The organism is Spiroplasma endosymbiont of Zeiraphera isertana, assembly GCF_964030805.1.
In the GTDB taxonomy this organism is placed as follows: Bacteria; Bacillota_I; Bacilli_A; order Mycoplasmatales; family VBWQ01; genus Spiroplasma_E.
In genome coordinates this window covers 408,074-420,075 of sequence record NZ_OZ034965.1, presented here as the reverse complement: position 1 = coordinate 420,075, position 12,002 = coordinate 408,074, and the positions used below count along the sequence as shown (strand labels likewise).

General features: G+C 21.8%; 22 protein-coding genes, 1 tRNA gene and 1 pseudogene. 6 read left to right on the top strand and 18 right to left on the bottom strand.

Annotation, left to right across the window (positions count from 1 at the left end):
- Positions 1-123 precede the first annotated feature (123 nt).
- A tRNA-Ile gene (locus AAHM78_RS02950) sits at positions 124-200 on the top strand.
- A 244-nt stretch (positions 201-444) separates the two neighbouring features.
- Here the strand turns inward: AAHM78_RS02950 and AAHM78_RS02945 are convergent.
- From AAHM78_RS02945 to AAHM78_RS02910, 8 genes and pseudogenes are all read right to left on the bottom strand, one after another.
- Positions 445-576: pseudogene (locus AAHM78_RS02945) on the bottom strand (IS30 family transposase); the annotation flags it as partial.
- A 150-nt stretch (positions 577-726) separates the two neighbouring features.
- A complete protein-coding gene (locus AAHM78_RS02940; protein ID WP_342255005.1) occupies positions 727-1,092 on the bottom strand; it encodes a transposase family protein in 366 nt (121 codons plus the stop codon).
- A 59-nt stretch (positions 1,093-1,151) separates the two neighbouring features.
- The gene (locus AAHM78_RS02935) at positions 1,152-1,544 is read right to left on the bottom strand and encodes a transposase family protein (protein WP_342253635.1); all 393 of its coding nucleotides are present in this window, start codon (positions 1,542-1,544) and stop codon (positions 1,152-1,154) included.
- 67 nt (positions 1,545-1,611) lie between these two features.
- A complete protein-coding gene (locus tag AAHM78_RS02930) occupies positions 1,612-2,379 on the bottom strand; it encodes a hypothetical protein (protein WP_342254304.1) in 768 nt (255 codons plus the stop codon).
- A 160-nt stretch (positions 2,380-2,539) separates the two neighbouring features.
- Positions 2,540-2,974, bottom strand: a complete 435-nt coding sequence (locus AAHM78_RS02925; protein ID WP_342255004.1) for a transposase family protein — start codon at positions 2,972-2,974, stop codon at positions 2,540-2,542.
- 59 nt (positions 2,975-3,033) lie between these two features.
- Positions 3,034-3,426, bottom strand: a complete 393-nt coding sequence (locus AAHM78_RS02920; RefSeq protein WP_342252835.1) for a transposase family protein — start codon at positions 3,424-3,426, stop codon at positions 3,034-3,036.
- A 67-nt stretch (positions 3,427-3,493) separates the two neighbouring features.
- On the bottom strand, positions 3,494-3,667 hold the full coding sequence (locus tag AAHM78_RS02915) for a hypothetical protein (RefSeq protein WP_342252917.1): 174 nt from the start codon (positions 3,665-3,667) through the stop codon (positions 3,494-3,496).
- Positions 3,667-3,795 (bottom strand): hypothetical protein, encoded by a 129-nt coding sequence (locus AAHM78_RS02910; protein WP_338977469.1) that lies wholly within the window; start codon positions 3,793-3,795, stop codon positions 3,667-3,669. The genes AAHM78_RS02915 and AAHM78_RS02910 overlap by 1 nt, the downstream gene beginning before the upstream one ends.
- 427 nt (positions 3,796-4,222) lie before the next feature.
- Between AAHM78_RS02910 and AAHM78_RS02905 the strand changes: the two genes are divergently transcribed.
- Positions 4,223-5,167 carry an IS30 family transposase gene (locus tag AAHM78_RS02905; protein WP_342252915.1) on the top strand — a complete coding sequence of 315 codons (945 nt, stop codon included), beginning with the start codon at positions 4,223-4,225 and terminating at the stop codon, positions 5,165-5,167.
- Here the strand turns inward: AAHM78_RS02905 and AAHM78_RS02900 are convergent.
- Both AAHM78_RS02900 and AAHM78_RS02895 read right to left on the bottom strand, forming a co-directional pair.
- Positions 5,159-5,476, bottom strand: coding sequence for a hypothetical protein (locus AAHM78_RS02900; protein ID WP_342252914.1), 318 nt, complete (start codon positions 5,474-5,476; stop codon positions 5,159-5,161). The two genes, AAHM78_RS02905 and AAHM78_RS02900, sit on opposite strands and share 9 nt — an antisense overlap.
- Positions 5,469-6,017, bottom strand: a complete 549-nt coding sequence (locus tag AAHM78_RS02895) for an ERF family protein (RefSeq protein WP_342252913.1) — start codon at positions 6,015-6,017, stop codon at positions 5,469-5,471. Before AAHM78_RS02895 ends, AAHM78_RS02900 begins: the two co-directional genes overlap by 8 nt.
- A 127-nt stretch (positions 6,018-6,144) precedes the next feature.
- On the opposite strand from AAHM78_RS02895, the gene AAHM78_RS02890 reads away from it, so the two are divergent.
- Positions 6,145-6,861 carry an IS1595 family transposase gene (locus AAHM78_RS02890; RefSeq protein WP_342254303.1) on the top strand — a complete coding sequence of 239 codons (717 nt, stop codon included), beginning with the start codon at positions 6,145-6,147 and terminating at the stop codon, positions 6,859-6,861.
- 298 nt (positions 6,862-7,159) lie between these two features.
- Here the strand turns inward: AAHM78_RS02890 and AAHM78_RS02885 are convergent, their stop codons facing one another.
- Together AAHM78_RS02885 and AAHM78_RS02880 are read right to left on the bottom strand one after the other, a co-directional pair.
- Positions 7,160-7,330, bottom strand: coding sequence for a hypothetical protein (locus AAHM78_RS02885; protein ID WP_342252911.1), 171 nt, complete (start codon positions 7,328-7,330; stop codon positions 7,160-7,162).
- Positions 7,331-7,345: 15 nt separating this feature from the next.
- Positions 7,346-7,525 carry a hypothetical protein gene (locus tag AAHM78_RS02880; RefSeq protein ID WP_342252910.1) on the bottom strand — a complete coding sequence of 60 codons (180 nt, stop codon included), beginning with the start codon at positions 7,523-7,525 and terminating at the stop codon, positions 7,346-7,348.
- Positions 7,526-7,813: 288 nt separating this feature from the next.
- On the opposite strand from AAHM78_RS02880, the gene AAHM78_RS02875 reads away from it, so the two are divergent.
- Together AAHM78_RS02875 and AAHM78_RS02870 are read left to right on the top strand one after the other, a co-directional pair.
- The gene (locus AAHM78_RS02875) at positions 7,814-8,206 is read left to right on the top strand and encodes a transposase family protein (protein WP_342254302.1); all 393 of its coding nucleotides are present in this window, start codon (positions 7,814-7,816) and stop codon (positions 8,204-8,206) included.
- A gap of 2 nt (positions 8,207-8,208) precedes the next feature.
- Positions 8,209-8,631 (top strand): transposase family protein, encoded by a 423-nt coding sequence (locus AAHM78_RS02870; RefSeq protein WP_342255003.1) that lies wholly within the window; start codon positions 8,209-8,211, stop codon positions 8,629-8,631.
- 13 nt (positions 8,632-8,644) lie between these two features.
- Here the strand turns inward: AAHM78_RS02870 and AAHM78_RS02865 are convergent, their stop codons facing one another.
- From AAHM78_RS02865 to AAHM78_RS02850, 4 genes are all read right to left on the bottom strand, one after another.
- The gene (locus AAHM78_RS02865) at positions 8,645-9,421 is read right to left on the bottom strand and encodes a hypothetical protein (RefSeq protein ID WP_342252909.1); all 777 of its coding nucleotides are present in this window, start codon (positions 9,419-9,421) and stop codon (positions 8,645-8,647) included.
- Positions 9,421-9,876, bottom strand: coding sequence for a hypothetical protein (locus AAHM78_RS02860; RefSeq protein WP_342254301.1), 456 nt, complete (start codon positions 9,874-9,876; stop codon positions 9,421-9,423). Before AAHM78_RS02860 ends, AAHM78_RS02865 begins: the two co-directional genes overlap by 1 nt.
- A 170-nt stretch (positions 9,877-10,046) precedes the next feature.
- On the bottom strand, positions 10,047-10,214 hold the full coding sequence (locus AAHM78_RS02855) for a hypothetical protein (RefSeq protein WP_342252907.1): 168 nt from the start codon (positions 10,212-10,214) through the stop codon (positions 10,047-10,049).
- Positions 10,183-10,440: a hypothetical protein gene (locus AAHM78_RS02850; protein WP_342252906.1), complete on the bottom strand. Its 258-nt coding sequence runs from the start codon at positions 10,438-10,440 to the stop codon at positions 10,183-10,185. The genes AAHM78_RS02855 and AAHM78_RS02850 overlap by 32 nt, the downstream gene beginning before the upstream one ends.
- 65 nt (positions 10,441-10,505) lie before the next feature.
- On the opposite strand from AAHM78_RS02850, the gene AAHM78_RS02845 reads away from it, so the two are divergent.
- Positions 10,506-10,778 (top strand): IS1/IS1595 family N-terminal zinc-binding domain-containing protein, encoded by a 273-nt coding sequence (locus AAHM78_RS02845; RefSeq protein WP_342254300.1) that lies wholly within the window; start codon positions 10,506-10,508, stop codon positions 10,776-10,778.
- 13 nt (positions 10,779-10,791) lie between these two features.
- On the opposite strand, the gene AAHM78_RS02840 is transcribed toward AAHM78_RS02845, so the two are convergent.
- Together AAHM78_RS02840 and AAHM78_RS02835 are read right to left on the bottom strand one after the other, a co-directional pair.
- Complete coding sequence (locus AAHM78_RS02840) at positions 10,792-11,157, bottom strand: transposase family protein (protein WP_342254958.1); 366 nt, start codon at positions 11,155-11,157, stop codon at positions 10,792-10,794.
- Between the two features lie 59 nt (positions 11,158-11,216).
- Positions 11,217-11,609, bottom strand: coding sequence for a transposase family protein (locus tag AAHM78_RS02835; RefSeq protein ID WP_342252835.1), 393 nt, complete (start codon positions 11,607-11,609; stop codon positions 11,217-11,219).
- Between the last annotated feature and the right edge of the window lie 393 nt (positions 11,610-12,002).

The following is a 12,002-nucleotide window of genomic DNA, read 5'->3' as shown; positions in this document are numbered from 1 at the left end:
TTTTTTACTTTTAAAAATATAAATTTTTATTATAAGAATATTAAATAAAAATTAAATAAAATATTGTTATTATATATTGCAATCGTGCTTGAACAAATATATAATATCTCTGTTGCTCTTTTGGGGACTATAGCTCAGCTGGTTAGAGCGCACGCTTGATAAGCGTGAGGTCGATGGTTCAAGTCCATTTAGTCCCACCATTATATGTGAAATTATGAAATAAACAGTTTTGTTTATTTTTTTTATTTAAATCAAATTAAAAATTATAATAAAGATGTAAATCAATTGATTTATTAAGAATATAAAAAGTTATATTAAAAACCTATGATTAATCATAGGTTTTTAATTAGTGATAGGTTTTTAGTAATTGTTATTTTTTTAGTATGTTTTATATTATTAATTTTTTTTATTTTCCTGAGTTGTAAATATAAATGGGACAGTTTTTTAAAATAATTGTATTAAATCTATTGGTCTTTTATAAGAAAGCGATTTTCTGGGTGTAGAATTAATTTGAAATGCTATAAAATTTAAATCTTTTTGTTTATATGAAGATAGATCTTTTAATTTTCACAAAAAATCTTGATATTACTTTTAATTTTAAATTAAAAGTAATATTTTTATATCAGGGGTGATTTTTTGTGACTAATAATGAATTAATTGATGTTTTAAAAAACAAAAAAGATGAAGAATTTATAAAAATTATTAGACATTAGACTTGGTGCAAAACTAAGGTAATTCAAAATTATATATTCCTGCTATTAAATTAAATCTTAATGCAAATCTTCGTATTTTATTGCGATATTTTAAACTTAAAATTTTAAAACGTTTTAGTTTAGCAAATACGTGTTCAATTTTAATTCTAATTTTACTTAAAGTTTTATTGTATTCTTTTTGAATTGGTGTTAATTGATTGTATTTACTTTTTTTAAATGGCAAAAATTTATTTTTATGAATATTTTGTATACCTTGATAACCCGAATCAACAAAAACTTGTTTTTCTGGATGAATAAAAGTTTTAGATTTTAGAAGCAATTTAAAATCATGAATGCTTCCAAAACAAAAAGCATTTGAAATAATTTTTCCATTGGAAATATCAATAATTATTTGGGATTTGAGAGAATGATGTTTCTTTTTACCTGAAAAAAGTAATTTTAGTTTTTTTTAATTCTTTCAATTGGAGTTTCAGTAGCATCAATAGCTAACAAATTATTATTAGTACCTTTATTTTTTGTTAAATCTTTTTTTCCAGGTAAATTAAAAATTCCGCTTTTTGTTAAAATATTTTCAATTCAAAAAATATTACGAATGCAACTAGTATGACTAATATTATATCTTTTTGCAATAACTCTATAACTACTATAGTCTTTTCAATATTCTAAAGTCATTAATAAACGCTCTTCAATTACAATTTTATTTTTTCTACCACCATAATATTTTTGTTTAGACTCAGCAATTTTTAAAATTTCAAGCATTTTATAAAATGTTTGTGGCTTTATGCCGACTAAACTATAAAATTCTTGATCATCTTTATATTTTTTCAACATAATAACTATCACCTTTAATATTAATAATAATCGTTAAATTGTTAAAATTAAAGGTTTTGCACCAAGTCTATTGTATTGTTGTAGAATCTGAAAAATAATAATAATTATTATTTGCTATAAATCCTTGAAGATAAAAATCTCTTGCTCTAAAAACCAATCTTAAATCATTATCACTAGTATTTTCATATTGTCCTCTTATTCAAGGATTATTAACACAAGTAAATTTGTCAATAGTTTGACTATAACTAGGAGAATCATTTAGTCTAATTGGAATAATAAAAATATCATCATTATTATTATTAGAATTTATACTATATATTGGAATTCTTGAAATTAAATTTTCATCAAACGAAATTCTTGAAATTAAATTTTCATTTTCTAAGTCAGAAAGAATAAACAAAATTTGAGTTCTAAAAGAATATCATTCTGTATATCTTGGATCATTTGGTAAATAACGAAATAAAATTAAATTAGAAACTGTTATTTTTTTATTTTCATCATCCTTCCTTTTAACTCTCTTTCTACTTTTTTCATGTCTATGTTTATGTGTACTTGTTTCTAATTCTTGATTTGAAAATGAATCTAAATATGATTGATAAAAAGGGTCAATATTTTTATTTGTTTCATTTAAATTATATAATTTATAATTATTACTTGAATTTGTATAACTAATTTCTTGATTTATTGATTCTAAACTACTAGTATTTTTGTTAGCTCAATCTTTAATATTTTGATTATCAATTGACTTAGCATATATACCTTCACTTTTAGAATTAAATAATGGTGCACTTAATACTCACATTTTAAATCAATAAGTTGGATTAAAATATTTCATTATAAATATTTCCTTTCATTAATAAATATGTGTTAAAAACAAAAAAAGAAAAAACTACTCTAACTTCAACGAATTAGAAAGGCTCTTCTTTTTATTTTATCTATTTAAATAAAAATATTTTTATTAATTTTTTAACAATTTAATTATATATATAAAAATTTTAAAATGTGAAAATATAATTTTTTTTAAAATTTAATTTAATTATTTTTATAATAGACTTGGTGCAAAACCAAGGTAATTCAAAATTATATATTCCTGCTATTAAATTAAATCTTAATGCAAATCTTCGTATTTTATTGCGATATTTTAAACTTAAAATTTTAAAACGTTTTAGTTTAGCAAATACGTGTTCAATTTTAATTCTAATTTTACTTAAAGTTTTATTGTATTCTTTTTGAATTGGTGTTAATTGATTGTATTTACTTTTTTTAAATGGCAAAAATGTATTTTTATGAATATTTTGTATACCTTGATAACCTGAATCAACAAAAACTTGTTTTTCTGGATGAATAAAAGTTTTAGATTTTAGAAGCAATTTAAAATCATGAATGCTTCCAAAACAAAAAGCAGTTGAAATAATTTTTCCATTGGAAATATCAATAATTATTTGGGATTTGAGAGAATGATGTTTCTTTTTACCTGAAAAAAGTAATTTTAGTTTTTTTTAATTCTTTCAATTGGAGTTTCAGTAGCATCAATAGCTAACAAATTATTATTAGTACCTTTATTTTTTGTTAAATCTTTTTTTCCAGGTAAATTAAAAATTCCGCTTTTTATTAAAATATTTTCAATTCAAAAAATATTACGAATGCAACTAGTATGACTAATATTATATCTTTTTGCAATAACTCTATAACTACTATAGTCTTTTCAATATTCTAAAGTCATTAATAAACGCTCTTCAATTACAATTTTATTTTTTCTACCACCATAATATTTTTGTTTAGACTCAGCAATTTTTAAAATTTCAAGCATTTTATAAAATGTTTGTGGCTTTATGCCGACTAAACTATAAAATTCTTGATCATCTTTATATTTTTTCAACATAATAACTATCACCTTTAATATTAATAATAATCGTTAAATTGTTAAAATTAAAGGTTTTGCACCAAGTCTAATATTCTTTAATTTCTTTTATTTTATTATTAAAATCTAATTTATGTTTTTTACACATTTTAAAAAATTGAATTGTAGTATCTTCTAAATCTAAATTTTTTAAAGTAACTAATACTTTATTATTACAATCTTTAACAATACATTTAAGTAATACTTTTTCTTGTTTTTGCATTAATTATCTTCCTTTTTACAATTACATAAATTAATTGATATATTTAATTGTTTTAATTTTTTTAAATTTTCTGATGATTCAATAATTGCATTTTTTGTAAAAATATCCATTTCAAATTCTATTTTCATTATTTATTTTCCTTATTTAAATAATATCAACCAATTAATAAACTATCTGCTTCATCATGATTTGATATTTTTATATTTCATTGATATTTTTCATTTAAATAAAAACATATATCTTCACTTATTTTTTTATTTCAATTTTTTAAAGAAATATTAGTAATATTATTATCTATATATCATTTTTTTCATGAAGAAGGACTTATTAACATATTTTTTGTTAATAATTTATTAAATTGTCCAGCAATAAAACCTCTTAAATGTTCTTGAGTTTCATAACCAATACCATTTTTTGAATGAAAAGTACCACGTTCAATAATTAAATCAATATTGGTATCTTTTATATTACTTTAATTGTAAAATTAAAAAGGACACTTATATAAAAATTAAATTGTGTTAGTTCTATAATTAAGAAAAGAAAGGAATTAGCGCAATGTATAAGTATCTGAGTATTGAATCAATAATAGCAATAAAAGAATATAAAAATTATGGATTTTCGATTCGTAAAATAGCAAAAATTGTTGATTATAGTAAATCAACTGTACATAGAGTTTGTAGATTATTAAATAAAAACTTATTGCCATTAGAAATATTGAATCAATTTCAAAAAAATAAACAAAATGCAGGCAGAAAATTAATAATTTTAACTTTAACAGAAATTAATAGTATTAATCATTTGTTAATTACTAAAAAGTATGCTCTTGATATAATTGCTAACTTTTTAAAGGAAAATAAAATAAAAAGTATTTCAACAAAAACTTTATATAACGTGTTTAAAACAAATCGAATGGGTTTTGATGAAAATAACTTATTGAGAAAAGGCAAAAATAAATCTCACAAACAAAAAGAAACTAGGGGCAAAATTAATAATTGTAAGTCTATTAATGAAAGAAATTTAATCATTCCTAATATTAAAAATATACAAGAATTTGGTCATTTAGAAGGTGATACTATCATTGGCAAAGATCATAAAAGTTCTATTATTACTTTGGCTGATATATGATCAAAAACCACAATTCCTTTAGTAACTAAAAATCATAAATCAGAAAATATTACGAAAAGTATAATAAAATTTATTTCAAAGTTACAAAAAGGAACAGTTAAAACCATTACTTTTGATCGTGGTAAAGAATTTAGTAAATGAAGATTAATCGAAAAAATTTGTAATGTCAAAATTTATTTTGCAGATCCTGGTAAACCTTGCCAAAGGGGTTTAAATGAAAATAATAATGGTATTTTAAGAAGATATTTACCAAAATCTACAGATCTATCTGCATATAAACAAAAAGATTTAAATTTTATAGCATTTCAAATTAATTCTACACCCAGAAAATCGCTCTCTTATAAAAGACCAATAGATTTAATACAATTATTTTAAAAAACTGTCCCATTTATATTTACAACTCAGGTTATTAAAAAATATTTCACTTTCAAAATTTAAAACTCCATATTTTTTAAAACTATAACTACTAATTAATATTGGTTTTCAAATAATTTCATTTTCATAACAATTTTTACATTCTTTTATAATTTTTAACGAAACATTATCATCATTATGAATTTCACAATATACATATTCTCTAGTAGGTCAATAATTTAAATTTTTATCATATTTATATTTTTTTTCTCATAATGTAAAACCTGTATTTTTAATACTTGGGTCAATTGAAAGTAAATAATTATTCATAATTTCTATACTCATTTTTATTATTATTTTTTAAATTTTTAAATCTTTCACGAATTTCTTTAAATTTATCAAATAAAATTTTTAAATAATTTTCACCCATTAATATTAAAAAATCTTTATTATTACTTGGATTTAATCTTTCCATATCTTCTCTTATACATTCATCAAATAAAACTGTATTTGTAATCATATATTTTTCAAAATAATCTAATTGTTTTTGACTTGGTTCTCATTTTTCATTTGTTATTTTTACATTATTAATATAATTATTTTGTGGTTTATTATTTTGAATTAAATTAACACTATCATTATCTGGGTCAAGTTCATCTTCACTTAATAATAATAAATTCATTAAAAAATATCTATAAGCATAAGTTTCTGCACTACCTTTTGCTTTTGCTATATCTGTATTTTTAGCACAAGCTAATATATCAAAATATTTTAATTCTTTATCATTATCTAAATCAATAATTGTATATCTTTTAAAATAAGTTATTTCTACTTCTTTAGTATCTAAATAATTTATGGAAATTATCCCCACATGTACTAGTGTGGAGGAAAAAATGAATTGAAATGAATTCAATAGCATATTTCAAACTGAAAACGATTGTTTGAAATATATAGCGAAGTTGAAAATAATGAAATGCATCAGGTGTGCTTCTTCTGGTTTGAATACTTCTGATTTGAGAAGAATACGATGTTTGAACTGTAACCAAACATTTAGTATTCTTTATGGAACCATTTTTTATAAGTCACAGACCCAAATGACATCTTGGTTTTATCTCATCTTTAGATGAATAAACACAAAGCATGGCATACCAGCAACCGATGTTGCAAGGGAATTGGGTGTGACCTATAAAACAGCTTGAAGAATGTGTCATGAAATCAGGACTAGAATCGGAAATCAAGATGCAGGTTTCATTGTTGATGGCACAGCACAGATGGATGAAATGTATATTTCACATTTAGGTTTTAAAAAACAAGGAAGATCCTTGTTGAATAAAACTTTGATTGTTGGAGTTTATGAGAAAATCAGCAACAAACTAATTGTGAAGGTGCTGAAAAATGCAGATGAAAAAAACCTTTTAAGATTTGCATTGAAACACATTTTTACTGAGTGCTGTCTATTTACGGATTCTTGGAAGGGATATGTAAGTTTCAAAAAATTCTATCCCAAACATGAAATCGTAAATCATGAAGTTGGGTATGTGTCACCAACAGGTGTAAACACAAACCAGATTGAATCAGCATGAAAGCACATCCGACGAACTTTCCGAACACACATAAGAGTTTCAAAGCACAATATTCATTTATTTGCAAAAGAATCAGCATATAAATTCAATAACATACCTAGTTTTGAAACTGTAATTTTGTGTTTGATTTAAATACATGCGGGGATAATTTCCTAGGTAGGCTTTTATCTCCATTTATGTGATAAAATTTTAAAAATAGTACATAAAGGGATAAAAGCCTAATTTATTTTTCTATCAGTTGTTAATATATCTTCATGTGTAATCACAATATTTAATTCTTTACATAATAATTTAAATTTATTAAAAATATCACTTAATAATCAATATTTATAATTTCCAAATTTATTAAAACTATTTTTAGGTGTACTACCAATTTCTAATTGTAATTTAAGTATTTTTTTATATCAATTATTCATTATAATCACTCTTTCTATTTATTTATTGCTTTTTTAATTAAATTTCTTATAAAACCATTAATTTTCATATTTCTTTCTTCACAAATTTCTTTTAATTTTTCATAATCTTTTTCAGTAAATCTTAAATGAACAATAATTTGTTTAATCATTAAATCTTCTGGTTTCTTTTTAGGTGCTGCTGTCATATTTATTCATCTCCTTTAACCTTTAATAATTCTTTTATAATCAATAATTACTTGTTCTAATTGATTTACCTTTTTATAATTAAAATAATCAAGACTAATTTTTAAATCACCATCAGCATTAATGTTAATTTCTAAATCTTCATATTTACTATTAAATTCTTCTTGTAATTCTTCAAATTTTTCTATTAATTTCATTGCATTTTGTAATTATAATTGATTCATTTTTACACTCCTTTAAAATTTTCTTTTAATTTTCAAAAAAACTCTTGATGAAATAAAAAAAATCATCAACCTGGCCTAAAATTTGATTTTATTTAATTTTGGGATTTATTTTTTTTACAAACTGAAATATAATGCTTCAGATTTTGCATAAGGTGATATTTTATAATGTTGGTATTTAAATTTTCATAAATTAGACTTGGTGCAAAACCTTTAATTTTAACAATTTAACGATTATTATTAATATTAAAGGTGATAGTTATTATGTTGAAAAAATATAAAGATGATCAAGAATTTTATAGTTTAGTCGGCATAAAGCCACAAACATTTTATAAAATGCTTGAAATTTTAAAAATTGCTGAGTCTAAACAAAAATATTATGGTGGTAGAAAAAATAAAATTGTAATTGAAGAGCGTTTATTAATGACTTTAGAATATTGAAAAGACCATAGTAGTTATAGAGTTATTGCAAAAAGATATAATATTAGTCATACTAGTTGCATTCGTAATATTTTTTGAATTGAAAATATTTTAATAAAAAGCGGAATTTTTAATTTACCTGGAAAAAAAGATTTAACAAAAAATAAAGGTACTAATAATAATTTGTTAGCTATTGATGCTACTGAAACTCCAATTGAAAGAATTAAAAAAAACTAAAATTACTTTTTTCAGGTAAAAAGAAACATCATTCTCTCAAATCCCAAATAATTATTGATATTTCCAATGGAAAAATTATTTCAACTGCTTTTTGTTTTGGAAGTATTCATGATTTTAAATTGCTTCTAAAATCTAAAACTTTTATTCATCCAGAAAAACAAGTTTTTGTTGATTCAGGTTATCAAGGTATACAAAATATTCATAAAAATACATTTTTGCCATTTAAAAAAAGTAAATACAATCAATTAACACCAATTCAAAAAGAATACAATAAAACTTTAAGTAAAATTAGAATTAAAATTGAACACGTATTTGCTAAACTAAAACGTTTTAAAATTTTAAGTTTAAAATATCGCAATAAAATACGAAGATTTGCATTAAGATTTAATTTAATAGCAGGAATATATAATTTTGAATTACCTTAGTTTTGCACCAAGTCTATTCTTTTAATTTAAAAAAACCTTTTTCTAATCTATTAATAAAATTCATAGTTTTTTGTACATTAATATTATTAGGATAAATTACACTAGTATCTTGTGAACCATAATATTTACCTTTTTTTGCTAATTCACTTTTAACATATTTTCTTAATTGACTTGGTAATCATTTTCTATTTCAAAATTTTCAAAATATTGTTCCAGCACCAGAACCATTTTTACCTTTAGCTTGTGTCATTAATATTCATATTTCTTGTGGAAATGTTGGATAAGTATATGGACCATATCATATTTGTCTTTTATCATTATCACTTTGAAATAACGTAGTTAAAGTTCCAATTTTTAAATTTTTATTATCAACAATAAATCTTCCTTTTTTAAATCATGAACTTGATAATACTTCTCATGCATTTTCTGGTATTTCTTCTTCATTTTCTTTAAATAAATTATTAAATTTATTAACATAATTTTTAACAGTTCTAATTTCTGTTGGCATAATAGAATTTTTCAAACTATTTATTTGATTTTTAAATTTATTAATTTCATTTTGTAATATAGATAATTCACTTGGTTTTAATATACTTGTTAATTTTTTAAGTATATTTGGATTAAAAACACTATATGGTTGATGTATTTCTTTTTCACTAATATTTTCACTATCAAATACTGCTTTTAATGATTGATTTTTATAATAATTTTTTAAAGCATTTATTAATGCTAATTTAATATCATTACTTGCTAATGCATAATATATTCATTCAATAATTAAAGGTAACATTATAAACTCATATGATTATAATCTCAATTTAATGAAGCATTATCATGATTTAATGGTACTTCGCTCATATTATCACTACCATATTGACTAGATGTTTCACTATTAATAGTAAATATATTATCATTAATTAATCTTGCGGTTTCATTATTAAATGGTGTTTCTTGCATTTCTTGAATATGATTTGTACTTTCCATAGGTAGTAAATTATGGATTATTTCACTTGCACCAGCAATTATGGTAGGTACTGCATAAGCATTATTAAAATCATTATTTATACCCATAGCAACACCACTTGATATTAAACAACCACCAGTACCCATATTTGCTATTTTACGTATAGTTTCAAATCTATTAGGAATTAATTCTGTAATTCCATTAATAAGATTTGAAATACCATAAGCATTTAAACTAATATATGTATCTCAAGCCATTAAATTATTAGTATTATTTTTCATTAATAATAAATCATCTGGAAATGGATTAGGATTTGGATTAATTGAATTAGTAGTAAATTTAGCATAATTTGCTAAACCAATTGTTCCTAAACCTAATAATATTTTTTTACTACTATTAATTAATTTAGTTTTAGTATTTGGTCTTTGATTTAAATTTAATATATCTAAACCTAATTTTTACCAAATAATAAACTATTAATTGAACCTAAAACTGGATTACCGATTACTTGTCCATAATAAGCACTTGTACCTATCATTGCTGATAATGGACTCATTGAAGAACGAATTATTTTTAATAAAGTATAATTATTTGATTGTATATTTTCAGAAATTGGCATTTGTATTAACTCCTTTTAATAAATTAGTTTGTTTTTCTATTTTAATTATTACTTTACCTTCACAATGTATATTATCACCAACACATATAGCATAATTATCATGTACATCGCTAACAATAAAATAATCATTTCTTAATTTAGGATATTCATCTAATAAAATTGCTCTAATATCATTACTTGTAGTTAAATCTTGTGGTTTATCAGAATAAATTTTTAATTTTCACAAAAAATCTTGATATTACTTTTAATTTAAAATTAAAAGTAATATTTTTATATCGGGGGTGATTTTTTGTGACTAATAATGAATTAATTGATGTTTTAAAAAACAAAAAAGATGAAGAATTTATAAAAATTATTAGACATTTTAAAAATAGAATTAAACAAATTGAGAAAAAAGAAAAATTAGATGCAATTGATAAAACATTTAAAGAAAAAGGAATTCAATGTCCAAATTGTAAATCTTATTGATGTGTAAAAAATGGTTTTAAGAATAATAAGCAAAAATATTTATGCGAAGATTGTAAAAGTAGCTTTGATGCTTTAAGAAATCATTTTTTACATTAGACTTGGTGCAAAACTAAGGTAATTCAAAATTATATATTCCTGCTATTAAATTAAATCTTAATGCAAATCTTCGTATTTTATTGCGATATTTTAAACTTAAAATTTTAAAACGTTTTAGTTTAGCAAATACGTGTTCAATTTTAATTCTAATTTTACTTAAAGTTTTATTGTATTCTTTTTGAATTGGTGTTAATTGATTGTATTTACTTTTTTTAAATGGCAAAAATGTATTTTTATGAATATTTTGTATACCTTGATAACCTGAATCAACAAAAACTTGTTTTTCTGGATGAATAAAAGTTTTAGATTTTAGAAGCAATTTAAAATCATGAATGCTTCCAAAACAAAAAGCAGTTGAAATAATTTTTCCATTGGAAATATCAATAATTATTTGGGATTTGAGAGAATGATGTTTCTTTTTACCTGAAAAAAGTAATTTTAGTTTTTTTTAATTCTTTCAATTGGAGTTTCAGTAGCATCAATAGCTAACAAATTATTATTAGTACCTTTATTTTTTGTTAAATCTTTTTTTCCAGGTAAATTAAAAATTCCGCTTTTTATTAAAATATTTTCAATTCAAAAAATATTACGAATGCAACTAGTATGACTAATATTATATCTTTTTGCAATAACTCTATAACTACTATAGTCTTTTCAATATTCTAAAGTCATTAATAAACGCTCTTCAATTACAATTTTATTTTTTCTACCACCATAATATTTTTGTTTAGACTCAGCAATTTTTAAAATTTCAAGCATTTTATAAAATGTTTGTGGCTTTATGCCGACTAAACTATAAAATTCTTGATCATCTTTATATTTTTTCAACATAATAACTATCACCTTTAATATTAATAATAATCGTTAAATTGTTAAAATTAAAGGTTTTGCACCAAGTCTATTGTATTTTACTGATATTACTTAAATTTTTATAATTTAATTCTTTATTTTCTTTTGATTTAAATTTCTTTAGAGTACATTTGGTTTGTTTAGCTACTGTATCATATAGTATTTGCATATCACAAACTATAATTGATTTTTCTTCGATAAGCTTAGATGTTAAATTTTCTTGTACTCATTTTTTTGTTAATCTTTTAGTATTTGTTGTTTGAGCATAAATATTTTTATTTTCATCAATTGCCATTTCAATACAACAGTTTAAATCTTTAGCATTTTCTTCAATTCATTTTTTTCTTGGATCATCTGGATTTTTGAAATTTCCTT